Annotated in this window: 21 protein-coding genes and 1 other RNA gene; 7 read left to right on the top strand and 15 right to left on the bottom strand. The window is 63.9% G+C overall.

The features are described from left to right. Window positions 1–9 precede the first annotated feature (9 nt). The 4 genes from AC4D2Q_RS00810 to AC4D2Q_RS00795 all read left to right on the top strand — a co-directional run bounded on the left by AC4D2Q_RS00810 (window position 10) and on the right by AC4D2Q_RS00795 (window position 3,416). Window positions 10–1,416, top strand: a complete 1,407-nt coding sequence (locus AC4D2Q_RS00810; RefSeq protein WP_490944252.1) for a peptidoglycan DD-metalloendopeptidase family protein — start codon at window positions 10–12, stop codon at window positions 1,414–1,416. Window positions 1,417–1,458: 42 nt separating this feature from the next. Continuing rightward, window positions 1,459–1,932 carry an SsrA-binding protein SmpB gene (gene smpB / locus AC4D2Q_RS00805; protein WP_400931600.1) on the top strand — a complete coding sequence of 158 codons (474 nt, stop codon included), beginning with the start codon at window positions 1,459–1,461 and terminating at the stop codon, window positions 1,930–1,932. A gap of 103 nt (window positions 1,933–2,035) precedes the next feature. Then, window positions 2,036–2,405, top strand: a transfer-messenger RNA (tmRNA) gene (gene ssrA, locus AC4D2Q_RS00800). A 375-nt stretch (window positions 2,406–2,780) separates the two neighbouring features. Beyond that, window positions 2,781–3,416, top strand: coding sequence for a uracil-DNA glycosylase family protein (locus tag AC4D2Q_RS00795; RefSeq protein WP_400931602.1), 636 nt, complete (start codon window positions 2,781–2,783; stop codon window positions 3,414–3,416). Window positions 3,417–3,513: 97 nt separating this feature from the next. On the opposite strand, the gene AC4D2Q_RS00790 is transcribed toward AC4D2Q_RS00795, so the two are convergent. After that, window positions 3,514–3,915: a hypothetical protein gene (locus AC4D2Q_RS00790; protein ID WP_490926665.1), complete on the bottom strand. Its 402-nt coding sequence runs from the start codon at window positions 3,913–3,915 to the stop codon at window positions 3,514–3,516. Window positions 3,916–4,084: 169 nt separating this feature from the next. Further along, window positions 4,085–4,576, bottom strand: a complete 492-nt coding sequence (locus AC4D2Q_RS00785) for a DUF1269 domain-containing protein (RefSeq protein ID WP_490926666.1) — start codon at window positions 4,574–4,576, stop codon at window positions 4,085–4,087. Between the two features lie 250 nt (window positions 4,577–4,826). Here AC4D2Q_RS00785 and AC4D2Q_RS00780 point away from each other — a divergent pair, with 250 nt between their 5' ends. After that, a complete protein-coding gene (locus AC4D2Q_RS00780; RefSeq protein WP_490944250.1) occupies window positions 4,827–6,536 on the top strand; it encodes a glycoside hydrolase family 13 protein in 1,710 nt (569 codons plus the stop codon). Between the two features lie 11 nt (window positions 6,537–6,547). On the opposite strand, the gene AC4D2Q_RS00775 is transcribed toward AC4D2Q_RS00780, so the two are convergent. The 6 genes from AC4D2Q_RS00775 to AC4D2Q_RS00750 all read right to left on the bottom strand — a co-directional run bounded on the left by AC4D2Q_RS00775 (window position 6,548) and on the right by AC4D2Q_RS00750 (window position 12,523). Then, entirely contained in the window at window positions 6,548–7,702 is a 1,155-nt protein-coding gene (locus AC4D2Q_RS00775) for a carboxylate-amine ligase (RefSeq protein ID WP_490944248.1), read from the bottom strand. A gap of 30 nt (window positions 7,703–7,732) precedes the next feature. Further along, a complete protein-coding gene (locus AC4D2Q_RS00770) occupies window positions 7,733–8,545 on the bottom strand; it encodes a class I SAM-dependent methyltransferase (protein ID WP_490944246.1) in 813 nt (270 codons plus the stop codon). Between the two features lie 2 nt (window positions 8,546–8,547). After that, complete coding sequence (gene hisN, locus AC4D2Q_RS00765; protein WP_490926670.1) at window positions 8,548–9,357, bottom strand: histidinol-phosphatase; 810 nt, start codon at window positions 9,355–9,357, stop codon at window positions 8,548–8,550. 112 nt (window positions 9,358–9,469) lie between these two features. Beyond that, window positions 9,470–10,585 carry a ribosome small subunit-dependent GTPase A gene (gene rsgA, locus AC4D2Q_RS00760; protein WP_490944244.1) on the bottom strand — a complete coding sequence of 372 codons (1,116 nt, stop codon included), beginning with the start codon at window positions 10,583–10,585 and terminating at the stop codon, window positions 9,470–9,472. Further along, on the bottom strand, window positions 10,585–11,937 hold the full coding sequence (gene aroA, locus AC4D2Q_RS00755; RefSeq protein WP_490944242.1) for a 3-phosphoshikimate 1-carboxyvinyltransferase: 1,353 nt from the start codon (window positions 11,935–11,937) through the stop codon (window positions 10,585–10,587). Before aroA ends, rsgA begins: the two co-directional genes overlap by 1 nt. A gap of 4 nt (window positions 11,938–11,941) precedes the next feature. Next, entirely contained in the window at window positions 11,942–12,523 is a 582-nt protein-coding gene (locus AC4D2Q_RS00750; protein WP_490926673.1) for a DoxX family protein, read from the bottom strand. A 314-nt stretch (window positions 12,524–12,837) separates the two neighbouring features. On the opposite strand from AC4D2Q_RS00750, the gene AC4D2Q_RS00745 reads away from it, so the two are divergent. Next, a complete protein-coding gene (locus AC4D2Q_RS00745; protein ID WP_490944240.1) occupies window positions 12,838–13,611 on the top strand; it encodes a sigma-70 family RNA polymerase sigma factor in 774 nt (257 codons plus the stop codon). Next, window positions 13,608–13,868, top strand: coding sequence for a mycothiol system anti-sigma-R factor (rsrA, locus tag AC4D2Q_RS00740; RefSeq protein WP_490926675.1), 261 nt, complete (start codon window positions 13,608–13,610; stop codon window positions 13,866–13,868). The genes AC4D2Q_RS00745 and rsrA overlap by 4 nt, the downstream gene beginning before the upstream one ends. Window positions 13,869–13,955: 87 nt before the next feature. Here the strand turns inward: rsrA and AC4D2Q_RS00735 are convergent, their stop codons facing one another. The 7 genes from AC4D2Q_RS00735 to AC4D2Q_RS00705 all read right to left on the bottom strand — a co-directional run bounded on the left by AC4D2Q_RS00735 (window position 13,956) and on the right by AC4D2Q_RS00705 (window position 25,192). Continuing rightward, window positions 13,956–14,030 (bottom strand): 50S ribosomal protein bL37, encoded by a 75-nt coding sequence (locus tag AC4D2Q_RS00735; RefSeq protein ID WP_369299106.1) that lies wholly within the window; start codon window positions 14,028–14,030, stop codon window positions 13,956–13,958. Between the two features lie 111 nt (window positions 14,031–14,141). After that, on the bottom strand, window positions 14,142–15,920 hold the full coding sequence (locus AC4D2Q_RS00730) for a dipeptide ABC transporter ATP-binding protein (RefSeq protein WP_490944238.1): 1,779 nt from the start codon (window positions 15,918–15,920) through the stop codon (window positions 14,142–14,144). After that, entirely contained in the window at window positions 15,920–16,954 is a 1,035-nt protein-coding gene (locus tag AC4D2Q_RS00725; protein WP_490944236.1) for an ABC transporter permease, read from the bottom strand. Before AC4D2Q_RS00725 ends, AC4D2Q_RS00730 begins: the two co-directional genes overlap by 1 nt. Window positions 16,955–16,966: 12 nt before the next feature. After that, window positions 16,967–18,499: an ABC transporter permease gene (locus AC4D2Q_RS00720; protein ID WP_490944234.1), complete on the bottom strand. Its 1,533-nt coding sequence runs from the start codon at window positions 18,497–18,499 to the stop codon at window positions 16,967–16,969. Window positions 18,500–18,614: 115 nt separating this feature from the next. Beyond that, window positions 18,615–20,369, bottom strand: a complete 1,755-nt coding sequence (locus AC4D2Q_RS00715) for an ABC transporter family substrate-binding protein (protein WP_490944232.1) — start codon at window positions 20,367–20,369, stop codon at window positions 18,615–18,617. A 325-nt stretch (window positions 20,370–20,694) separates the two neighbouring features. Continuing rightward, a complete protein-coding gene (locus tag AC4D2Q_RS00710) occupies window positions 20,695–21,294 on the bottom strand; it encodes a GDSL-type esterase/lipase family protein (protein ID WP_400931631.1) in 600 nt (199 codons plus the stop codon). 64 nt (window positions 21,295–21,358) lie between these two features. Beyond that, the gene (locus tag AC4D2Q_RS00705; RefSeq protein WP_490944229.1) at window positions 21,359–25,192 is read right to left on the bottom strand and encodes a multifunctional oxoglutarate decarboxylase/oxoglutarate dehydrogenase thiamine pyrophosphate-binding subunit/dihydrolipoyllysine-residue succinyltransferase subunit; all 3,834 of its coding nucleotides are present in this window, start codon (window positions 25,190–25,192) and stop codon (window positions 21,359–21,361) included. Window positions 25,193–25,418: the final 226 nt, after the last annotated feature.

Raw genomic sequence — 25,418 nt, 5'->3', positions numbered from 1 at the left:
GTTGCATCAATGACTAACGCGGGCATGCCGCCGGCGCAGCGGCCTGCCCTGCGCAAAACCTCGGCCGGCGTGGTTGCTTCAGCCGTGCTTGCCCTGACGCTGGCATTCAGCGGAACCGCGTCCGCAGATGAGCTTGATGACCGCAAGGCAGCCATCGAAAGCGAACAGCAAAAAGTTCAGGAAACCTACGAGTACCTCGACGCCGAATCCAGCCGGAAGGTTGCAGAGCTGGCGGTTTACCAGCAGCAGCTCCCCGGAGCTCAGCAGGCACTTGCAGACGCCGAAGGCCGTGTCTCCGCCGCCGTGGGCAAGGTCAGCGCACTGACGGACCGGGTGGCTCTGGCGCAGGAAACGCGCAGCACGATCTCGACGCAGATTGAGAAGGACCAGGCCGCCATAAAGGACACGCAGCAGGTCATCGGCCAAATTGCGGCGCAGGCCTACAAGAGCGGCGGCGTACCGTCGAGCTTCTCGCTGATGCTTGGCGCAGACGGGGCGGACAGCCTCACCGACTCCATGGGACTGGCGGAACAGGTCCTCCGCGGACAGAACGCCACCATGCAGCAGCTTTCCCAGCAAAGCGCCACGAATGTGAATTCCGAGGCACGCCTGGCAGCTGTGGAAGAGGAAATCTCCACGCTCAAGGGGCAGGCCGAAGAAGCCCTGAAAGCGGAACAGCAGGCCCGGGACGCGGCTGCCGCGGAAAAGGCCAAGGTGGATACGCTGATCGAGCAGACTGCTGCGGCGAACGCCGCCCTGGAGGCCAAGAAGCCGGCGATCCAGGCCCAGCTCGCGTCGCTGGAAACAGCGAAGGCCCAGGCAACGGCGGACATCGCGGAACAACAGCGCCGCCTGCTTGAAGAGGCTAGGAAGGCTGAAGAGGCCCGCATTGCGGAGGAAAACAGGCGTGCAGCTGAAGAGGCCGCCCGCAACAACAGGCCCGCGCCAGTACCGGAAGTTGCATCGACCAAACCCACCAATCCTTCGGCGTTCGGCTTGAGCCGGCCCGTGCAGGCCCCCATTTCTTCCGGATTCGGCTGGCGGGCCACGCCGGCGGGCACCATCGACTTCTACGGCACCGGCGGATACCTGCACTCCGGCATCGACTTCGCCCCCGGCTGCGGCGCTCCCGTGTACGCACCGGCCTCCGGTCAGGTCTGGCGCGCAGACCAGGGCCAGGCGGACGGCATGATCGGCACCGGCAACCGCGTGGTCCTGAACCACGGCGTGATCGGAAACAGTGCGCTGGCAACAAACTACTACCATCTGACCAAGTTTGTGGTCTCCCCGGGACAGTGGGTGGAAGCCGGGCAGCTGATCGGTTATGTGGGCACCACGGGCAACTCCACCGGCTGCCACCTGCACTTTGAAACGGTGCTCAACGGTGAGCTGGTTGACCCCATGGGCCTGCTCTAGGCCTACAATAGAGTTTTCCGTTCGTCGAAAAGGAGCTGTCCCGTGCCTAAAGAAAGTGGCCGTAAAGTTGTGGCCACCAACCGCAAGGCCCGGCACAACTACGAAATCCTCGATACGTATGAGGCCGGCATGGTCTTGATGGGGACCGAGGTCAAGTCCCTGCGGGAAGGCCGGGCGTCCCTGGTGGACGGCTTCGGTACCTTCTACAACGATGAGCTGTGGCTTGAGGCTGCTTACATTCCGGAATACCTCAACGGCAGCTGGACCAACCATTCGGCCCGCAGGCGCCGCAAGCTTCTTCTGCACCGCGAGCAGCTGGATAAGATCTCGCAGAAGATCCGGGAATCCGGTTTCACTATCGTTCCGCTCCAGCTGTACTTCCTGGACGGCCGCGCGAAGGTGGAAATCGCCGTCGCACGCGGTAAGCGCGACTATGACAAGCGACAGACGCTGCGTGAAAAGCAGGACAACCGCGAAGCCCTGCGTGATATGCGGGAGAAGAACCGCGGCGCCTGAGCAGCAGCCAATCCGCGCCGGGTCCGGCGATGGGCTACACTTAACGCACCGGTGCGGCTAACGGACCGGTTCTTGATAAGTACATATGGGTTACCCATACATTGGGGATGACAGGTTTCGACGGTGTTAGTCGAGACAGGTGAAGCGGGCCGAGGATACAGGGTTATCTCGTAAACGCTCCTTGTAAAACAATAAGTGCCGATTCAAAGCGCACTGACTTCGCTCTCGCTGCCTAAGCAGCGGGCATAGTCCGTCAGACCGGGAATGCTCTCGTCCCGGACCCTGGCGTCATTTAGAGGGCCACTGCTGAACATGCTCGCCGTTGGCGTGTTCGGGACTCTTAAACGGCTGGGCCCGGATCAGCTGCTTGTCTGCATGACAGCTGGGGCCGAGAAAATCCACCGCAGACTGCGCCCGGAGAAGCCCTGACAACACGACATCGGACGGGGGTTCAATTCCCCCCATCTCCACCCATAAAACGAAAAGCAGGGAAGAAGCCTTTTGGCTTCTTCCCTGCTTTTCGTTTAACTTCACTGTTTCCCGCTGCCGCCGTCCCGGCCTGACGGGCCGCCCTTCGGGGTACTGCCCCGGTGGAGGCGTTGGTCACATGGCCGCGCATATTCGGGCCGTCTTCAGGACAGGGGCGGAGGAGGGGCAGCAGGAATTGCTAGACTGGCAGGAGCCGGAAACCTGTTGCAGGAACCGCATCCGGCCTACCGCTTTAGGCGGATCCGTGAAAACCGCCGCGTACCGGCGCTGCGGGTTCGGCAGCATCCGCCCGTACGTGCTCCGTCCGGGCACATGAGCTATAACCGGTCGATACGACCCTGTAGGAGACGCACCACTTTATGCAAAGCCTGGACCATGGAACACAGTCCGAAGAGATCTGGAACCGTCGCTACGACGACAACGTGGCTGAAGTCAATCAGCTCTGCGATTCGCTGAAAGCACTGAAGCCCGGCACAGAGGTGCCCTACGTTGATCCGATGCACGACGTGGGAGAGACCCGCATTGTGAGCCTGTTCTCCAACATCGGCACGGCCCACAAGTCCGGTTTCATTACCGCCGGAGACGACGACGCCGTGGCCCGCCTTCTGGGAGTGCACTGGCAGGTGGGCCTGCGCCCCGAGTACGTCATGCCGTGGAACACCTACCCGTGGTACGTCCCGGGGGAGCCGAACGGCAAGCTGACCAAGGAACAGATCCAGGAGGGGCTCAAGCCCCTGCTGCGCTTCCTCGCCCTGGTGCCGCGTGCCTCCGTCATTGTTGCCCACGGCACCGAGGCCCAGCGGCTGTGTGCCGCTTTCCTCAAGACCGAGAACCGGATGATTTACCGGCGCAGCTTCAAGATCTACAAGGCCCGCTCCGTTGACGGCCGGGCCTTCGGCGCCACCGCTGAACGCCAGGAGGAAGGCCTCGCCACCATGCGGATTGCCTACAAGGACGCCATGGCACGCACCGGGCTGGCCATTCCCGGGAGCTAGGCTCCAAACTCAGGTGTAAAAAAACCAGGCGTGCTCACAGCACGCCTGGTTTTTTTACATCCGGCCAAAGCTTCAGCGCCGGCGGCTGTCGGAGCGCCTAGTGATCCTCCGGAGCATCCGAACGTCCCGGCACCTGGTCTGCCGGGACATGGACGTAACCCACAAAACGGGTGCCAATGCCGTCGTACTCGCCGCGTACGTGTCCGGCAGGTACTTCCGGAAGCTCGGAAAGGGCATGGTCGGCGCAGGCAAGGAACGCGAACTCGGGCCACCACTTCTTGGGACGGGCGCTCTCCGAGTAGCCGCACACAGTGCACACCAGCTCGGTCCAGATGGGCCGTTTTCCTGTCCTGTTGGCTCGGGACTGAACCAGCCAGGCCGGGGGATCCGCCTGCATCCGGGCCAGCTCCTCTTCGGAGAGGCGGGCGGGAATTCCGTGGCGGGTGGCCATTTCAACGGGGATATCGAGGGCAAGTGCTGCTTGGCGTCTGGTAATCATCCCCATTAACGATACGGGACTCGGCACGCCCTCCGGCGGCTCAGCCGGTTTGCGGGCATCTGGCCCCGGCATCAAGCCGCGCACAGCTGGAGGCCGGACCATCCCCGGCGGGACGGTCCGGCCTCCAGTGGCCTGTGCACCGGCACCAGGCCGAAGCGGTGCGGTGCTGCTAGTCCGCGAAGGCCTGCCGCAGGTTGGCTTCCTGCTCCTTGGAGAGGTTGGTGTAGATCAGCTTGGCATCAGGGAAGCTGCTGCGGAAAGCGTCCAGAACACGATCCTCCACGGCGTCCGAGCTGAGGACGAACAGGGCCGAGGACCCCGGGGTCACTTCGTCGCGGACCTGCTTGATGAAGTTGTCGTCAATCCCGATGTCCACCATGGAACCCGAGATGGCCCCTGCGGCAGCGCCAACCACCAGGCCCAGCAGCGGAACAAAGAAAATCAGTCCAAAAAGCAGGCCCCAGAACCCGCCGCCGAGAGCCCCTGCACCAACCAGATGGTGTTCCTGAACGGTCCGGGGCTTTTTCTTATCCTGAGGCCAGGTGACGTAAGCCTCATCCTGCACGCTAATGAGACCCTGCGACTGCAGGGAATCAAGGGTTTCGGTTGCCTGTTCGGCAGCTCCTGCATCCGGGAATTTCCAAACGGTCAATGTTGCCATGGCAGTGTCTCCAAACGATTGGGATCCAGAAAACGTCTACCTCACACAGGTTGGGCTCTGGCGAAGTAGCGCCCACACTAATGACGCTCCCAAGACACTGGCAAGGAAACGGGCAGGACCGGTTGGCTACCGGGGAAGTGTGCCCGATACCCCTGTCCTGACTCGCGCAGGAGACGTATTATGCTCGCAATCCCGTCCGGTCAGCGGCGGGTCGCGCCCGGTTTCGCCGGGCTGAGCGAGAGGGGCCGCCGTGAGGGATCCCGAACAGCCGGCGTGGTGGACCAACGCCGTCGTCTATCAGATCTATCCGCGCAGTTTCGCGGACAGCACCGGAAGCGGCACCGGCGACCTGGCAGGGATCACGGCAAAGCTGGACCATATCGCGGAATTGGGTGCGGATGTCATTTGGCTGTCCCCGGTTCACCAGTCGCCGCAGTTCGACAACGGCTACGACATCAGCGATTACCGGCGCATTGATGCCCTGTTCGGTTCCGAGGCGGACTTTGATGAACTGCTGGAGGGGATTCATTCCCGCGGCATGAAACTCATCATGGATCTGGTGGTGAACCACACCTCCAGTGAGCACCCGGCGTTCATCAGCGCCGCACGTTCGCGCGACAGTGCTGAACGCGACGCGTACTGGTGGCGCGATGCCCGGGAGGGGTTTGAGCCCGGTGAGCCCGGGGCCGAACCCAACAACTGGGGATCCCACTTTGGCGGGTCGGCCTGGACCTATGATCCGAAAACCCAGCAGTATTATCTTCATCTTTTTACTCCCCAGCAGCCGGACCTGTTCTGGGAGAATCCCCGGGTACGCGCCAGGGTTTACGCAATGATGAACTGGTGGATTGATCGGGGCGTGGACGGATTCCGGATGGACGTCATCAACTTCATTTCCAAAGATCCGCTGCTGCCGGACGGAGTGGTGGAACCCGGCGGGGTGTGGGGAGACGGATCACCGCACTTCACCTCGGGTCCGCGGATCCACGAATTCCTGCAGGAAATGCGCAGTGCGGTGTTTGCTGACCGCAGCGGCGACTACCTGACGGTGGGGGAGACACCAGGTGCAACAGTGGACCAGGCGCTGCTGTACACGGACCCGCACCGCGGAGAGCTGGACATGGTGTTCCAGTTTGAGCACGTCAGCCTGGATCAGAGCCCGGGGAACAAGTGGGACTACCATCCGCTGAATCTGACAGACCTCAAGACCAGCTGGAACCGGTGGCAGCGGGGACTGGCGGACAAGGGCTGGAACAGCCTTTACCTGGGGAACCATGACCAGCCGCGGCACGTGTCCCGGTTCGGGGATGACGGGCAGTACCGGTACGAATCGGCAACGCTCTGGGCCACGCTGCTGCATCTGCACCGCGGAACGCCCTACGTCTATCAGGGCGAGGAAATCGGCATGACCAACGCCAATTTCACCTCCATCGACCAGTACCGGGATGTGGAGTCGCTCAACTTCTATACGGACGCGCTGAGCCGCGGCTGGGGAGAGGAAGCAGCGCTGCAGGCGCTGGCGGCAATGAGCCGCGACAACGCACGAACCCCCATGCAGTGGAACGGCGGGGAAAACGCCGGGTTTACCACTGGCACACCGTGGATTCCGGTGAATTCGAATTCCAGCCGGATCAATGCGGAAAAGGACCGCGCCGCTGAGAAATCCATCTACCGCTATTACCAAAAGCTGATCAGCCTGCGGCATCAGTCTCCCGTGGTGGCCCTTGGCGACTTTCACCTGCTGCATCCCGAACATGAGGTGCTGTACGCGTTCCGCCGGAGCCTCGGAGACCAGCAGTTCCTGGTGGAGTGCAATGTCTCGGGCGGAAACCTCGAAATCCCGACCGATCTGGGTGTCGGAGACCTCATCCTGGGCAACTATGAGGAGCCCGGAGAACCTCATTGGCTGCGGCCCTGGGAAGCACGGATCATGGATATTTCACGGTTCGAGGACGGGTAGCTGACCTTCGCCTAGGAGGCCGTAAGGGACCGTTCGAACAGGGGCTTGAGGGCAGCAAACCCGCCTGAGCGAACTGCCTCGCGCTGCCGCCGCGCTCCGGTGCCCACATCCAGCACGTGAGCCACCCCGGCGCGGACATACCGATAATCCCCTGATTCCTCCAACGCGGGGCGGATGTAGTCCACCAGGGCGCCCACCTGCTGCGCCGCAGTTCGTCCGGCGTGGCCGCCGCCGGCACCGTGGTCCAGCAGGTTCCCGCTCAGGCCAAAGCGGGCCGCCTGCCAGAGCCCGGCGTCCAGAATTTCCGGTTCGCTGAGCGTGTCGGGGCTGCCCTGAACAGTTGCATCGTCCTCGGCAAGGGCAGTTGTCACCAGCCCCCGGGTCATCAGGGCCAGCAGCACGGCGTCCCGGGCTTCCAGCTGCGTGTCCGCCACCCGGACCTCGACGGTGGGATAGGTGTGGGACAGGCGGGCGATCCATCCGACATGGCCCTGATCAAGCACGACGTCGGTGGCTATCAGGCGGGCAAGCCGCGCTTCGTAATCCGCGGCGTCGGAAAAATAGGGCGGAGTGCCCTGCACGGACCAGCGGCGGTACTGGATGAGCCGCCAGCTCGCAAACCTGCTGTCACGCCCCAGCCAATATGGGGAATTGGTGCTGATGGCGCCCAGGGTGGCCAGCCAGGGGCGCAGGCGGTTCAGGACCTGGATGCCCCGGTCGCGGCTGGGGACCTCAACGTGGATGTGTGTGCCGTTCACGTAGTGCTCATCCGAGACGGCACCGGTCATGACACCCATGTGCTGGTAGCGTTCCGTGCCGCTCACCACGGCAGGGCTGGCCGCAACCGTCGGGGCCGCCCCGGTGGGAGCCACAGCGAGCCCGGCCGCCGCGGCGGCTCCGGCGAGCCGGGAGCGGAATTCAAGCAGCGAAGCCAGGGCCTCGTCCGGTTCGGCACAGACGGGCGTGGAGCTTTCGACCTGGCAGGCCAGCAGCTCCGCAGAGCTGGTAAAGCTGCTGCCGTCGCCGGGAGCCAGGGTGTGGATCAGCTCCTCGGCGCGGGCACTGGGCAGCGCGGTGACCGGGTCGACGAGCAGGAATTCTTCTTCAATTCCGAAGGTGACCACGTAATGCCCCTGTTCCGCAGCAGAGAGTGTGCCTGGATCCATGCGGGCCCCTTCGGGGGCCGGAGCATCAGGTTACAGGTCCGAAGCCCCGGTTGGCACCATCCGCCAGGAAAGCGTGAGGTAGGGCAGTTCCAGGGGCTCTTCGGGCTGGTGACCCAGATGCTCAAAGAGGTACCAGGTCAGGTTTGCCATGACCTTGTCCCGAACGGGTTCTGTTGCCGACAGGTAATAGGAGCGGGATTTGGCCAGCTCCATCAGGTCTTCGGGCGTCATCTGCTGGGACCAGCGCGTGACGTGAGAATCGTCGGGCATGAACTCGGGCCCGACGGCGGGGCGGAACCCCGGGCGCAGGACGTCACCGGCGTGGATGATCCGTGAATAGCGGTGGACCCAAGGCACGCTGACGTCGAGCTGGTTCCAGATCAGCCCGAGGATGCCGCCGGGGCGCAGGACCCGCGCCAGCTCGGTGCTGGCCGCGAGGGGATCACACCAGTGCCATGCCTGGGCCACAGTGGCGGCATCCATCGAGGCGGTGGGAAGGCCGGTGTCCTCTGCAGTTCCCACGCGAACCGGAACTCCGGGCAGCATCTGCTGCAGCTGCCGGAGCATATCGGCGGAGGGGTCGACGGCGGTGGCCTGGTATCCGGCTTCGATCAGGGAACGCGTGTACTTGCCCGTTCCGGCGCCAATGTCCGCCACCTGGAGCGGCTTGCCTGCTGCCGGCCGAAGATCGGCGGTGCGGCTGCCGGCAAACAGCCAGCGGACGGCGTCGGCGGGGTACCCGGGCCGGATGCGGTCATAATGCTCCCCGCCGTCCTCGTAGCTGCGCGCAAGTTCGCGGCGGCGCACGGTTTCCAGGCGGGGGCCGGAGGCAGAGCGGGCCACGGCTAGAGCAGGTCGTCCAGACCGGGATTCAGGTGGCGAAGCACGTCACTGTGGAGTGCGCCGTTGGTGGCCAGGGCGTTGCCGCCAAACGGGCCGTCCTCGCCTTCCAGCGACGTGAAGCGGCCGCCGGCCTCGGTGATGATCGGCACCAGGGCAGCCATGTCATACAGGTTCAGCTCCGGCTCGCAGGCAATGTCCACGGCGCCTTCGGCAACCATGCAATAGGACCAGAAGTCTCCGTACGCCCGGGTGCGCCATACCGATTCGGTCAGGCCGATGAACTCGTCCAGGTTCCCGCGTTCCTTCCAGCCGCCGAGGCTGGAGTAGGAGAGGGAAGCGTCAGCGAGGTTGGAGACGTTGGAAACGCGGAGCCGGGTGGCGGATGCGAGGGAGCGGCCCATATAGGCGCCGGTTCCCGTGGCAGCCCACCAGCGTTTTCCGAGGGCGGGTGCGCTGACCACGCCGAGGACGGGAACGCCGTCGTCCACCAGTGAGATGAGGGTGGCCCAGACGGGGACGCCGCGGATGAAGTTCTTGGTGCCGTCGATGGGATCGATGACCCAGCGGCGCGGTCCGTTTCCGGTGGAGCCGAACTCTTCGCCGGTCACCGCGTCACGGGGACGGGCACGCGAGAGCTGCCCGCGGATGGCATCCTCGGCCGCCTTGTCCGCGTCGGTGACGGGGGTCAGGTCCGGCTTGGTTTCCACCTTGAGGTCCAGGGCCTTGAAGCGCGACATTGTCTGGTCATCCACGGAGTCGGCCATGACATGGGCGAGTCGAAGGTCATCGTTGTAATTCTGAGCGAACGGCATACTGTTCAACTTATCCTTATTCGGCGGGCACTGCCCACGTTTGCCGGGCCGGTGAAGCACTGCGGCGCCGCTTTGGGGGAGCGGCCCGGCCCTGAGACGGTTCTTCCGGACCTCACTGGGCGCCGAGCTCCTTGGCGGACGCCCGGTTCTCTGTGCGCGTACCGGAGCTCAGCAACCGGCGCAGGGAGGCCAAACGCGCCGGACCAGCCGCTCCCGCCTGGCCGGACTCAACCCACGGATCCAGCCCGCAGTTCTTGGCCTGGTCATCGTGCCGGCAGCCGCGTTCGCAGGCGTCCGTTCCCGGAGCAAGATCCGGGAAGGCCTGCAGGATGCGGTCGGGGTCCACGTGCGCCAGGCCAAAGGACCGGATGCCCGGGGTGTCGATGATCCAGCTGCCGGACGGGGCATCCAGGACTTTCAGCGCCAGGGCGGAGGAAGATGTGTGGCGTCCGCGGCCTGTTACCGCGTTGACGCCGCCGGTAGCGCGGTCCGAGCCGGTCAGCGCATTGACCAGGGTGGACTTGCCGACGCCGGAGTGGCCCACCAGGACGGACACCTTGCCCTCGAGGTGGTGATGCAGCTGCTGAACGGCGTCGCCCTGCAGGCGGGCGGACAAACCGTCGTCGGACCGGGCGTCAATGCCGGAGGCGTCGTCCGCGGCGGTGCGGCTGATGATGACATCCAAATCCAGGTGCTCGTAGTTGGCGAGCAGTTCGGCGGGATCCTTGATATCGGCCTTGGTGATGCACAGCAGCGGCGAAATGCCGGCGTCGTAGGCCGCCACGAGGGCACGGTCAATGAACCCGGTGCGCGGTTCGGGGTTGGCGGCGGCCACCACGATCACCAGCTGGTCCGCGTTGGCCACCACGGCGCGTTCCACCGGATCGGTGTCATCGGCGCTGCGGCGCAGCAGCGTGCGGCGGTCCTGGATGCGCACGAGCCGGGCGAGGGTGTCCGGTCCGCCGGAGACATCTCCGACCAGCGACACCAGGTCGCCTGCAACAACGGGGTTCCGGCGCAGTTCGCGTGCGCGGGCTGCCGTAACAATGCGTTCGGTGGGCGTGTCCTCGTCGACGACGGCGGTGTAGCGGCCGCGGTCCACGGTAATGATCCGCCCGGTGACTGCCTCGTCATAGGCGGGCCGGTCCTTGGTCCGGGGGCGTGAGCCCTTTTTGTTGGGCCGGATCCGGACGTCCGATTCATCCCAGCTGTCAGTGGAGCGGGCCATCAGCGGACACCTCCGTCCTGGTGTGCTTCGGAGGGCAGGCCGGACGAGTCGGCGAGTTCGCGCCACAGCTGCGGGAACTGCGGCAGGGTCTTGGCTGTGGCGCCGATGTCCTGGACGAAAACGTCCGGGACTGCCAGGCCGATGAGCGCCCCGGCTGTTGCCATCCGGTGGTCCGCGTAGGTTGCGAAGGTTCCGCCGTGCAGCTGGGCGGGCCGGATGGCCAAGCCGTCCGCGGTCTCCCGTGCATCACCGCCCAGCCGGGTGATTTCGGCGGCGAGGGCAGCGAGGCGGTCGGTCTCGTGTCCGCGGAGGTGGGCAATGCCGGTGAGCGTTGAGGGGGAGTCGGCGAGGGCGCAGAGAGCGGCCACCGTGGGCGCCAGTTCGCTGGTGTCGGCCAGATCGGCTCCGGTAATGCGTCCGGTCCCGGAAACCGTCAGCGTGCCCCCGGACAGGGTGACGGTGCCGCCAAGGCGGGGAAGGATGTCCCGCCAGCGGTCGCCCACCTGGGTGGTGTGCTCCGGCCAGCCGGCCATGCGCACGGTTCCGCCGGCTACAAGGGCGGCAGCCAGGAAAGGGCCGGCATTGGACAGATCGGGTTCAATTTCCACGTCGAACGCGCGGATGGGTCCCGGGGCCACACGCCATTCATTGGGGACGGAGTCATCCACCTCCACGCCCGCGCCGCGCAGGACCTGCACCGTCATGCCGATGTGTTCCCGGCTGGGCACCGACGATCCGGTGTGGACCAGATGCAGGCCGTCCCGGAAGCGCGCACCGGACAGCAGCAGGGCTGAGACAAATTGGGAGGAAGCACCGGCGTCGATTTCAAGGCGTCCGCCGGCGACTTCCCCGGTTCCGGCCACGGTGAACGGAAGTGCGCCCGCACCGTCGTCGTGCACTGCCACCCCCAGGCCGCGCAGGGCGTCGATGATGGCGGACATGGGGCGCAGCCGCGCGTGCGGGTCGCCGTCGAAATCGGTGCTGCCGTTCTTCAGTGCGGCCAGGGGCGGTACAAACCGCATGACCGTCCCCGCCAGACCGCAGTCAATCCCGGCCCCGGAGGTGCCTCCCTGCTCCATCGGCCGGACCTCAAGGTCCGGCCCGAAGGCGCCGTCGCCGTCGACCTCCGTGACCGTGGCGCCCAAGGTCCGAAGGGACTGGACCATCAGGGCGGTGTCGCGGGAATGGAGAGGCGCCCGGAGCCTGCTGGGGCCGTCGGCCAGCGCCGCCAGGACCAGGTACCTGTTGGTCAGGGACTTGGAACCGGGGACGCGGACGTCGGCGTTCAGCGGGGCGGTGACCCGGGGAGCGGGCCAGGGGGAAACTGTCTGCGGTGCGGCGGGGGAGGGCATGGAACTAGGAGCCCGCGATCCCGGCTGCGGTGGTGCGGACGGCCTTGTTGGCCTTCTTGAGCTGCTTGGCGGCGTCCTTCTTGACCGAGCGTGACTTGCGGCCGGCGTCCTTGCCGAGCGAGGAAACGCTGCGGCGGGTGTCATCGGCAAGGTGGCCGGCACGCCAGGCAAGGCCGGGGCGGCCGTTGGTGTCCACGGCTACCAGCAGGACAGCGCCGATCAGCGAGAGGTTCTTCAGAAGAGCCGCGCGGCGGGCCTTGCGCTCGTCGTTCGTGTCGGTTTCCGCGTTCTTGTATTCGACCACCGCGTTCAGCACGGCGGTGCCGGCCAGCAGCAGGCCGGAGAGGCGGGGGAGCTTGCCCAGGGCCAGAAGGGCGCCGGCGCCCACCTGGGTGGCGCCCAGTGCCTTGGCAACAAGCTGGGGGTTATCGGTTACGGCGGCAGCGGAGGGGACCATGGAGCCGGCGCGCTTCAGTACGGGGCGGAGCTGTTCTGCAGTCTGGTCGGAATCGCGCAGGCGGTCAACGCCAGCGGCAATGAAACCGGTGGCAAGCAGCGGGCGGGCGAGTAAACGGACAATCGACATATTGGCCTCCTGTTTGCTGCCCGGTCTCGGAATAGCCGGGCAGAATACTCCTAGTCTGGCACTTTTACGCAGAGTGCACACCTTACGCAGAAGCGGACGTCCCAAAGGAAGCGCGTGGAATAAGCTCCCCTGTTACGGCGTTGGGGGGAGTGTAAGGCATTCTTCGGAACGTAAGGGAATACCGGATGTTGTCCGCCGCTGGATCGGGCGGATGCTGCGTTCGATGGAACCGCGAAGACTGTGGAGAGCGTGTTGACAGCGCAGTCCCGGCAACGGGACCCGCGGAGCAGTAAGGAGTAAACGTGCCAGGTGCCATGGTCTTGGCAGACGCGCAGCCGGAGGCTGCGGCGTCTTCCGTTCAGCTGCGGGTATCACCAGCCCCTCGCACCGTAGACTTGGAGGTGATGAGAACTGATGCGCCGGAAGGCAGCCCCCAAGTGGAAGACTCCGAACTGGATGTCGCTTCCGAATCGGAAGAGGCCCGCAAAATACGCTTTGAGCGCGATGCCATGCAGTATGTGGATCAGCTCTACTCGGCTGCCATGCGAATGGCCCGCAATCCCTCGGACGCCGAGGACCTGGTCCAGGAGGCCTACACCAAGGCTTTCTCCGCGTTCCACCAGTACCGTCCGGGCACAAACCTGAAGGCGTGGCTGTACCGGATCCTGACGAACACTTATATCAACCTGTACCGGAAGCGCCAGCGCGAACCGCTGCAGGCCAACTCCGACGGCGTTGAGGACTGGCAGCTGGCGCGCGCCGCTGAGCACAGCTCTTCCGGGCTTCGCTCCGCCGAAGCAGTGGCCCTGGACCATCTCCCGGATTCAGATGTGAAGAATGCCCTGCAGTCCATTCCGGAAGAATTCCGTTTGGCCGTTTATTTCTCCGATGTGGAGGGATTTGCGTACAAGGAAATCTCCGAAATCATGAACACTCCCATTGGGACCGTAATGTCACGCCTGCACCGGGGCCGCAAAATGCTCCGTGAGCTGTTGGCCGAATATGCACATGAACGCGGCATCCGCGGCAAGGCAGCACCTGCCGCCGCCGGAGCCGGCCAAAACAAGAAACAGGGGAACACACAATGAGCGATTGCCAAAGCCTGGGTGATTGCGAGGACGCCCGCATCGAACGGCTCTATGAGTATCTGGACGGTGCCTTGTCCCACGAGGACATCGTGGAAATCAAAGAGCACCTCGACGGGTGTCCCGAATGCGCCGAGGAACACGATCTTGAATGCGTCATCCGGTCGGTTGTTAAGCGCTCCTGCACTGAAGCTGCTCCGGAAACGCTGAAGGCCAGCATCTTGGCCAGGATCAGCCAGATCCAAACCGCTGACCACTAACAGGACAGCAAAAAAGAACCCCCGGCGGCCGTAAGGCTCCGGGGGTTCTTCCTTTAGTGGCGATGGGCCACACGGTTAGTCCAAGACTTAAGTGTTGGGACGCTTACCGTGATTGGCGCCGCCGCGCTTACGGTCACGACGCTTGCGTGCACGCTTGCTCATAGCTGCCTCCTTCGATTTGCTGAAAGTTCTGCCCTCCAGTGTCCCACAGGGTGAGCCCGACAACCTAAACCGCGGCCCTGGCGGACCGCGGCTCGGGGTTTTCTGCCGGACTCAGCTGCCCGCGGCCATGAGGGCGTTGCGCTGTTCGCGGCGCAGGGCCTGCTCCGCCGGGTCCGGCACGGGCGCCGCCGCCAGCAGGCGGCGCGTGTACGGGTCCTGCGGATACCGCAGCACCTGTTCCGTGGATCCCTGCTCCACCATGACGCCCTTGTTCAGCACGGCAATGTGGCTGGCCAGAATCTCCACCACGGCAAGGTCGTGGCTGACGAACAGGCAGGCAAAGCCGTACTGCTGCTGCAGATCCTGCAGCAGTGCCAGAACCCGGGCCTGGACCGAGACGTCCAGTGCGGAGGTGGGCTCATCGGCTACGAGCAGCGACGGGCGCAGCGAGAGCGCGCGGGCAATGCCCACGCGCTGCCGCTGCCCGCCGGAGAGCTCATGCGGGTACCGGTTACGGAAACTGGTGGGCAGCTGGACATCATCCAGCAGGCCCTCCACCCGGTGGTCCAGATCCTTCTGCGAGAGCTTTTCATGCAGGAACAGGGGCTCGCCGATGGATTCACCGATGGACATGCGCGGGTTCAGGGAAGCCGCCGGGTCCTGGAAGACAATGGCGAACTTCCGGCGCAGCGGCAGCATTTTCTTGGGAGAAAGCCCGGCAATGTTGGTGCCGTTGATGTCCACGCTGCCGGCGCTGACCGGCAGGAGCCCGGTCACAGCCCGGGCAATGGTTGACTTGCCCGAGCCCGATTCACCCACCAGACCCATGACTTCGCCCGGATTGATCACAAAGGAAACGTCGGAGACCGCTTTGAAGGCCGGCTGCCGGAAACGGCCGGGATACTCGATGGAAACGCCCGACAGCTGCAGGGCCGGGACAACGCCTGTGTCCGGAGTCGTAAGGTCCACGGACTCACGCATGACGGCACGGGGAGCCTCGCTTATCTGCAGTGAACCGTCATCCTCCACCTCGACGGCGGACAGGACTCCGCCGACGACGGACCCCAGGTGCGGCACGGCGGCCAGCAGCTGGCGGGTGTATTCTTCCCGCGGATTGCTGAAGAGTTCCGCCACGGGGGCGGCTTCGACAATGCGGCCCTTCTCCATGACCACCACTTTGTCAGCGAGGTCGGCCACGACGCCCATGTCATGGGTAATCAGCATGACCGCACTGTTCAGGCGCTTGTTGAGGTTCCGGAGCAACTCCAGGACTTCAGCCTGAACAGTCACATCCAGGGCCGTCGTGGGTTCGTCCGCCACCAGCAGGATGGGGTCGTTGGCAATCGCGATGGCAATCATGGCCCGCTGGCGCTGGCCGCCGGAGAACTGGTGGGGGTACGAGCCGTAGCGCTTATCCGGCTCGGGGATTTCCACCATCCGCAGCAGTTCGATGGCCCGTTCCTTCGCCTGGGCCGGAGACGCATCCGTGTGCTGTTCGATGATCTCCTTGATTTGCTCGCCTACGGTGAGCACCGGATTCAGGGCAGTCATGGGTTCCTGGAAAATCATGGCAATGTCATTGCCGCGGATTTTCCGCAGTGCCGACTGCGGAGCTCCGATGAGCTCCTTGCCCTGCAGTTTTGCGCTGCCCTTGGAGCGCCCGTTTCCGGGCAGGAGCCCCAGCAGGGCCATGGACGACATGCTTTTTCCGGAACCGGATTCGCCCACGATGGCCAAAATCTCGCCCGGGCTGACGGTGAAGGACACGTCCTCGGCCGCCATCACCCATTTGTTGTCCACGTTGAAGTCGACGCCCAGGCCCGATACTTCAAGAATCGGAGCGGTACCCGCCGGTGAAGTGACGTCGCTGTACAGGGGTGCCGAACTCATTACTTTTTCCTTGTCTGTCGGGGATCAAACGCATCCCGGAGGCCGTCACCGATGAAGTTGACGGTAAGGGCGATGGCCACGATAAAGATGCCGGGCCAGAAGAAGAGCCACGGACGGGTGGTCATGGCGGCCCGGTTCTCATTGATGAGCTTGCCCAGGGAGGTGTCCGGCGGCTGCACTCCGAGACCCAGGAAGCTCAGTGCGGTTTCCAGCAGGATCGCACTCGAGATTGCCAGGGTTGCGGACACGATGATGACCCCAACGGTGTTGGGCAGGATGTGCTTGAAAATGATTCGGCGGGAGCTGGCGCCCACGGATTTGGCCGCCTCGACAAATTCCTTTTCCCGAAGGGAGAGGAATTCGCCGCGGACGATGCGTGCCAGGTTCGTCCAGGTCAGCAGGCCCAGGAAGACGGCAAAGACAATGATGCCGAAGTCGGACACGATGCTGGCCAGCACGGCGGCTACCACCAGCAGGGGGATGGTGATGATGACGTCGGTCAGACGCATCAGGATGGCCTCGGTGATTCCCCGGAAGTACCCGGCGAGTGCGCCAATGACGGTTCCCACGACTGTTCCCACGATTCCCACGACGAAAGCGATGATCAGGGAGATCTGGGCACCGCGCATGGTCATGGCAAAGTAGTCGCGGCCCAAAGTGTCCTGGCCGAAGGGATGGTTGCCCAACCCGGTCCAGGAGATGGTGGGTGAACCGCCGTCTTCCAGCTCCATGACGGAGGAGAAGGTGTGCGGCCACCAGCCGGGGATGTGCAGCGGGCCTACGGAAATCCCGATGGAGGTGAAGGAGAGAAGCAGGATGAAGACCAGTCCGGTCAGGCCGCCGAGGGCGCCTTTATGGCGGAAGAACCGTTCCCGGACCAGTTGGCCCTGGCTCTTCGCGGCGGTGATCTGCGGATCGGCAATTACGGCTTGGGTTGCGGGCGCATCAGCGATGTCCGTCCTCTGGCTCTCCAGAGTCATGCTCGTCAGTTCCGGGCTGCTGCCCGGGGTTCCGGACGGTATTTTTTCAGTCATGTCTTCCGCCGATCAGTTCAGGCTAATGCGCGGGTCGAGGAACGCGTACGCGATGTCGGCCAGCATGTTGAAGGTCACCGCGGCCACGCCGGTCACGAGGAAGAAGGCCATGATCACGTTGGGGTCCACGTCATGCAGGCCCTCCGTGAACAGGCGTCCCATTCCGCTCCAGCCGAAGACAGCCTCGGTAATAACGGCTCCGCCCAACACTCCGGCGAAGTCGAACGCCATCAGGGTGGTGATGGGGATCATCGCGTTGCGGAATGCGTGCTTGACGACCACCGTCCGCTCGCTCAAGCCCTTGGCCCGCGCCGTGCGGACATAGTCCTGGTTCATCACCTCGAGCATGCTGGCCCGGGTGTAGCGGGTGTAGGTGGCAAAGGAAATCAGCATGATCGCGATGGTGGGCAGGATCAGGTACAGGGCGTAGTCCAGGTTGATCTCCCAGAAAGTGCCCTTCAGGTTCGGTGTCGAGGATCCCGTGGTGGGAATGGGCCGGCCGCCGTTTTTGCGGGCGAGCGACGGGTAGGCACCCAGCAGTGCATCGATGAACACAAAGAACCCGATAGCCAACCCGATGACTGCGGTCAGGTTGCGGGTCTGCTTGGCATAGGGCCCGCCCACAAAGTGACCGATGGCCAGCGAAACGACGAGGGTCAGCGCGGTGAGGCCCGCAATAATGCCCCAGTTGGGATCCTGCATGAGCGGTTGGGTCACCAGATAACCGACGTAGCCAACCGCCGCTGTGGCGAGGGCTGCGTAGACGATCCGGCGGCGGCGGAAGCCGGCCAGCATGGCGGTGATGCCGAGTGCCAGGCCGAAAGCTGTGATCAGGAGGCCGATGGGTCCCAGACCTGGAGTTTTGAACCAGTTGAAGACCAGCAGCAGGTAGAACAGGACCGAGGTGGCAACGGCAACGATGGCGAAGACACGCAGATGTCGTTTTCTGTCGCCGCCGAGAGCCACGGCCGCGACGACGCCGGCTACGAGGCCCACAGCGGCTATGCCCAGATAGGACATTTGTGGATCGGCCAGCCAGGTGTTCAGATCAATCGCCATGTACTGCTTGAGCAGCGTGGAGAGCCAGAACAGCGGCATGGAGAAGAGCAGGAAGGCGACAAAGGTAATGGAGTAGTCAAAAACACTGTACTGGCGAAGGGCCGTGACCAGACCGACGGCGACACCGAGGACGAGGGCGATCAGGGTAGCAACGACGACGAGGCGGAAAGTGGACCCCATGGCAGTCTGCAGCTGCTCGAGCACCGGGCTGCCGGCACGGTTAAGCCCGAGCGTGCACTCGGATCCGCCGGGAATGATGCAGCGGCCCACTTCCTGCAGCCAGAGCAGATAACGCGCGGCAACGGGCTGGTCGAGGTGCAGTGCGGCCGTTCGCTGGGCGATGCGGGACTCGCGTTCGGCGCTCTGCAGTTCGATGAGGTCAGCGAGGGGATCGCCCGAGTTGACGGCCAGGACGAACATCAGCACCGTGGCGGCGAGAAGGATAAAGAACGAGGTCACCGCTCTTTTGAGGATGAAGTAGAACACCGAAGGCTCCTATTGGGGGGTGGTACGTAAAGCCATTAGCGGGCAAAAGTTTGGGATGGGCAGACACTGTGGTCTGCCCATCCCGCTTTCTAACCGTTGTGGCGTGATGCCTTGGTTAGGCCTGCTTGGTCCACTTGTAGGCGTTCCACGTCACGCCGCTCTGGGTGGGGTTGTAGACAACTTCCTCCATGGTGGAGTTGTGCGCCACGATGTCGGCATTGGCAAAGAGGACTACGTTGTAGACGTCCTTGGCCAGTTCCTCTTCGAGCTGAGTCTTCAGTCCGTCAACCTTTTCGGGGTCAGTGGTGGCTGCAATCTGGTCCCACAGCTCGTCAACCTTTTCGCTCTTGAACTTGCCGTAGTTCTGCACGCCCTCGGAGTCGTAGATCGACTGGCCGCTGGCAACGAGGCCGGAACCGGCCCAACCGAACAGTGCGGCGTCCCAAGAGCCGAGCTCATCGAGCTTCTTGGTCCAGTCCTTGTCCGGAGTGGCAATGATGTTGAATCCGGCCTTGTCACAGGAATCCTTGATCAGGGCAGTCATATCAGCGCGGACCTGGCTGGCGGAGGAGAAGAGCACGCGTACGTCAACGGGCTCCGTCTTCCCTGCTTCTGCCATGAGGGACTTGGCGCCCTCGATGTCCACCTCGTCATACTCGCTGGCGGAGGGTGCACCCTCGAGGATCTCGTCGTATTCCGGCTGTGACTGCTGGTATTCGCGCAGGTTGAGCACGGTCGCATCAGGAGCAACGGGCTTGACGAACTTGTCGACGATGTCCTGGCGCGGTACGCACTTGGAGAAGGCCTGGCGGACCTTGAGGTCCTTGAACACACCGTTTTCGGACTGGTCCAGGTCAATGTGCGAGAACGTCATGCCGGTGTCGGACACCATGGTCACGGAGTCACCGATGGCTTCGATCTGGTCCTTGGTGTCGCCCGTGGGACCGGACGGCTCAATGACGTCCACATCGCCGTTCTGCAGGGCCTGCACGGCTTCGGTGTCGTCAATGGTCTTGAAGATAATGCTCTCTGTCGCGCCCTGGCGCTCTTCGCCCCAGTAGTTCTCGTTCTTGGTCAGCGTCAGGTTTCCGCCGGCTGCGTTGTCCAGCTTGTACGGGCCGGAGGAGGGGATGAGGGCTGCGTCCGGGAGCGAGGGGAGGCCTTCGGCGTAGCCCCAGCCGGTGTTCCAGAACTCCGCGACCGGCTTCAAAGCGGCCAGGTTGGTGTCCTGGATGGCGGAGATCAGCGCCTCGCCGTCGTTGTCCGCGCTCAGGCCGCCCTGCTCGGCCGCAACGTGTGCCGGCATGAGCGAACCGATCATGAGGTTTTCCCAGTCGGCATAAGGCTGTTCGTAGACGTACGTGAACTCCTTGGCGCCTGCTTCGCCTTCCGGCATGGGCAGGTACTCGAAGCCGTTGTTGGAAGAGGGCTCAAAGATTTCGGCTTCGCCCTCAAGGACCTTGCCGGAGAGAGCGGCCCAGTTCAGCAGGATGTCGTCAAAGTCGATCGGAGTTCCGTCCGACCACTGTGCGTCCTCGTTGATCGTGTACTTGACGGTCAGGGGGTCGTCACTGACCTTTTCGAAGGTACCGAACTCCTCGTTCCGAATAACACCCTCGGGGCTGTACTCGGAGAAGTTGCTGTGCACCAGGTTGTCAACGTAGGTGTTGTACACACTGTTGGACTTGGAGGTGCTGCCGTTGTAGAAGTCCGGCGCCTGGCTGATGGCTACCGAAATGGACGACGCGAGGTTGGCGTCTTCGGTGGTTTCGGCGTCGGTGGTTTCGCCGCCTCCGGCTGAGCCGCAGGCGCCCAGGAAGAGGGCCCCCACGGAAAGTGCGGCAAGAGTTGCCGTGCGCTTCGTACGCATTCGTAGTCCTAACTGGTGATGAGTCGTCAGGAACCACCACAGGCGGCTCCCCCAAGCGGTCGTGATGACCGCCACATGTTCCGAAAGACTAGCCACTAAATGTTTCCACTGTGCTAACTGTGAGCGGACGTTAACTGATTGTTACCTGCCGCACAGATATCAAGGCAGTTGCTGAGAGGGCGGTTTCGCGGGCAGACCCTTGACTTTGCAAGGAATTGTGGGCCTGGCGTCTACCCGGGTGCGAAGAGGTTCGTGAAGGAATACGTCTTAAAGTGCCGAAGGCCCCCGGCGTGTCGCCGGAGGCCTTCGTGATGCGGTTTTTTATTTAGTTCATGTCCGGCAGGTCAAGCCAGCGGTACCAGCCGCGGTGCAGCACCAGCCAGGCCATCAGGCCGTAGCCGGCCTGGCCGGGGGTGCCTCCGTTGGATGCCAGATCCGTGCGCCACTGCTCATGGTTCAGCAGGGGAGTGAGGGTGTCCACGTAGACGTGCTTCCGCCGGGTGGTCACGTCGCCGAAGGCGGCTGAGAGATCCGAGAGGCGCCGGTTCCGTTCCGCATTCAACCCCGGAGGGGGTCCCACGACAAAGACCTTGATGCTCATCTGGGCTGCACCGTCCAGAATGTTGGCCAGGTTGAGCCGGCTTCGCGCCGTCGACAGGTCGAGGTCAAGGTCACGGTCGGAAAGGCCGATGACCAGACGGTTCTCGCAGCGGTCGTCGAAGCGGCGGCCGGCTTCCTGCAGCCAGCGGTTTGCCAGAGCCTCGGTTCCCTCCTGGGGTGCCGCCAGCGTATAGGCCTGGACATTCACGTTCTCGGGGGTGGTACGGGCCAGGACCCGGCCCAGCCAGCCAAGGGCGCGAGGGTCGCCGTGCCCGGCCAGCAGCTCGTCACCGACGGCTGCAAGCCTGATTTTGCGTTGTTCCACTAGTCACCTTTTCCGGTCACAAAAAACGGGGTGGGGCGCCAGCAGCGCCCCACCCCAACTTAGCCTACTGGCGTTCGAAGGCCTTCTTGACGAGGATGTCCTGTTCTACCGCGTGCCGCTTGGCGGAGCCGGTTGCGGTGGAAGCAGACGCCGGCCGTGACACCAGGCGCAGCGGCCGATCCAGTTCGGCCGGAAGGTTCAGGCCGATGAACGGCCACGGACCTTGGTTGGCGGGCTCGTCCTGCGCCCAGACAACTTCGGCGTTCGGGTACTTGGAAACGGCAGCCTGGATTTCCGCGGCGGGCATCGGGTAGAGCTGCTCCACGCGGACAATCGCGGTCTTCTGGTCGCCGGTTTTCTGCCGGTTGGCCAGCAGATCGTAGTACAGGCGGCCGGAGACCAGCAGTACGCGGTCGACGGCGTTGGCGTCCAGGTCCGCGTGCTCCGGGATGACCGGCTGGAACGAACCCGAGGTGAAGTCTTCCACCGAGGTGGCAGCGGCCTTCAGGCGCAGCAGCTGCTTCGGGGTGAAGACGATCAGCGGCTTCCGCGGACGGCTGTAAGCCTGGCGGCGCAGCAGATGGAAGTGCGAAGCACCCGTGGAAGGGTTGGCAACAATCATGTTGTCTTCGGCGCACATCTGCAGGAAACGCTCGATCCGTGCGGACGAGTGGTCCGGGCCCTGCCCCTCGTAACCGTGCGGAAGCATCAGCACCAGCGAGGAACGCTGGCCCCACTTCTGCTCGGCCGAAGAGATGAACTCATCAATGATGGTCTGGGCGCCGTTGACGAAGTCGCCGAACTGGGCTTCCCAGAGCACGAGTGCATCCGGGCGTTCCACAGAGTAGCCGTATTCGAAGCCCATGGCGGCGAATTCGGACAGCAGGGAATCGTAGATCCACAGCTTTGCCTGGTTGGGATCCAGTTCAGCCAGCGGCATCCACTCTTCGCCGGTGGCGCGGTCGTGGAAGACGGCGTGGCGCTGGGTGAAGGTGCCGCGGCGGGAGTCCTGGCCGGCCAGGCGAACGGGTACGCCTTCCATGACGAGCGAACCAAAGGCTGCGATTTCGGCGAAGCCCCAGTCAATGCCGCCTTCACGGGACATCTGCTCCCGCTTTTCCAGCAGGGCCTTGAGCTTGGGGTGCACCGTGAAGCCTTCGGGAACGGCTACGTGCGCCTTGCCGATGTGTGCCAGGACCTCCGCGGAGATGGCCGTGGACGCCGGGGACACGATGGTGCTGCCTTCCTGCTGGGACGACGGGCGTTCCAGATCGGAGACGGCTTCGGTGTCCTTGGTGATGACCGGCAGGGGAGAGGTCTGCGCGGCGTGCGTTTCCGCGAAGACCCGCTCCAGACGGCCCTGGTAGTCGCGCAGTGCCTGCTCTGCTTCTTCCTGGCTGATGTCGCCGCGTCCGATCAGGGACTCGGTGTACAGCTTGCGCACGGAGCGCTTGGCCTCAATCAGGCTGTACATCATCGGCTGCGTCATCGAGGGATCGTCACCCTCGTTGTGGCCGCGCCGGCGGTAGCAGACCATGTCGATGACAACGTCCTTGTGGAAGCGCTGACGGTAGTCGTAGGCCAGCTGCGCAATGCGCACCACCTGCTCCGGATCGTCGCCGTTCACATGGAAGATGGGAGCCTGGACCATCTTGGCCACATCGGTGGAGTACACCGAGGAGCGCGATGATGTGGGCGAGGTAGTGAAGCCGACCTGGTTGTTGACCACTACGTGGATGGTTCCGCCGGTGCGGTAGCCGCGCAGCTGGGACAGGTTCAGCGTTTCCGCGACCACGCCCTGGCCCGCAAAGGCTGCGTCACCGTGGATGAGGATCGGCAGGACCGGGAAGTCGTCGCCCTGGTCAAGGCGGTCCTGCTTGGCCCGCACGATGCCTTCAAGGACGGAGTCCCCGGCCTCAAGGTGGGACGGGTTGGCTGCCAGGTACACCTTGGTCTGGTTGCCGTTGTCCGAGGTGAAGGTTCCTTCGGTGCCAAGGTGGTACTTGACGTCGCCGGAGCCCTGGACGCTGCGCGGATCCTGGGTTCCTTCAAATTCACGGAAGACCTGGGCGTAGGTCTTGCCCGCGATGTTGGTCAGCACGTTCAGGCGGCCGCGGTGGGCCATGCCGATGCCGACTTCGGCCATGCCGTCGTCGGCCGCACCGGAAATGACGGTGTCCAGCAGCGGAATCAGTGATTCGCCGCCTTCAAGGGAGAAGCGCTTCTGGCCAACGAACTTCGTCTGCAGGAAGGTCTCAAAAGCCTCAGCGGCGTTGAGCTTGCTGAGGATGCGCAGCTGCTCCTCGTTTGTCGGCTTGCTGTACTTGGTTTCCAGGCGCTCCTGGAACCACTCGCGCTCAACCGGATCCTGGATGTGCATGTACTCGATGCCCGCCGTACGGCAGTATGCATCGCGGAGCACGCCGAGGATGTGGCGCAGCTTGAGCATCGGCTTGCCGCCGAAACCGCCGGTGGGCCATTCGCGGTCCAGGTCCCAGAGCGTCAGGCCGTGGTTCAGGATGTCCAGGTCCGCATGGCGGCGCTGGACGTATTCCAGCGGGTTGGTGTCCGCCATGAGGTGTCCGCGGACACGGTACGAGTGGATCAGCTGCTGGATGCGTGCAACCTTGTTGATCTGCTCTTCAGGGTTGACCTGAATGTCCGGGCTCCAGCGCACCGGCTCGTACGGGATCCGCAGGGATTCGAAGATCTCGTCGTAGAAGCCCTGCTCGCCGAGGAGCAGCTGGTGGATGATGCGCAGGAACTCGCCGCTGCCTGCACCCTGGATGACGCGGTGGTCATAGGTGGAGGTCAGCGTGATGATCTTGGAGATCGCGTTCTGGGCCAGGATCTTCTCGTTGGAACCCTGGAACTCCGCCGGGTAGTCGAGGGCGCCGGCACCGATGATGCACGCCTGGCCCTTGGAGAGGCGGGGAACGGAATGGACCGTTCCGATTCCGCCCGGGTTGGTCAGCGAGATGGTGGTGCCCTTGTAATCGTCGGCGGTGAGCTTGCCGTCGCGGGCCTTCTTGACGAGGTCTTCATACGCATGCCAGAACTCCGAGAAGTTCAGCGTCTCGGCCTTCTTGATGTTCGGCACCACGAGGAGGCGGGTGCCGTCCGGCTTGGGCATGTCGATGGCCAGACCGAAATTGACGTGCGCCGGCTGGACGGCAACGGGCTTGCCGTCCACGACGTCGTAGTACACGTTCTGGGACGGGAACTGTGCGGCGGCGCGGATGATGGCGTAGCCGAGCAGGTGCGTGAAGGAGATCTTCCCGCCGCGGGCGCGCTTGAGGTGGCTGTTGATGACAATGCGGTTGTCGATCAGCAGCTTGGCTGGAACGGCGCGGACGGTGGTTGCCGTGGGAACGCTCAGGCTGAGGTCCATGTTGGTGGCAATGGCCTTGGCCGGGCCGCGCAGGACGTTGACCTTGTCTTCCTCGGTGGGAACACTGCTGGGCTGGGTCTTGGGCAGCTGCGCGGGAATCGGCGGGGTCTTGCTCTCCGCGGGTTCGCTCTTGGCCTGGGCAGGCTTGGCATCCTTGGCTGCAGAGTTGGACGCTGCAGCTTCCTTGGCGACCGGCGGCTTGCCGGACTGCTGCGTGGATGCGGGGGACTCCCCGGAAGCCTTCGGCTTGGCGGACTCGGCCTGCACTACCGGAAGCTGGCGGGTCGCGGGGTTCGCTCCGGCTTGGCCTGCGGCCGCAGATCCGTTTCCGTTGGACGCTGCTGCGCCGGAAGCCTGTGCTTCCTCGTCCTTGAAGGAATCGAAGATGCTCCACCACTTCTTGTCAACAGAGTTCTTGTCCTTGAGGTACTGCTCGTAGAGTTCATCGACAAGCCACTCGTTGCCGCCGAATTCTTCCGGCAGCCGGTGGTTGGATTGGTCTGGCACTGTTGATACGCCTCTTCCATGAGTTGCCTTTTGCCCTGTTTGGCACCATGTCTGAGGGCTTGCGCCGCAAAGCTCACTGGTGCGGCCCGGCCGGTGCGCTGTGACCGAGACTTCATGCCAGTCTAGTGACATTGCGGGACAACTGGCCAATTCGTTTGACATCCGGGGTGCACCGGGAGCTATCGCATCCGCGCACCCGCAGCACGCGCGCACGTTGCGCGGCGCC

It is taken from the genome of Arthrobacter sp. TJ-178 (assembly GCF_058269275.1).
Note: the sequence above shows the minus strand (reverse complement) of the source record. Positions and strands in the feature narration are given on the sequence as shown.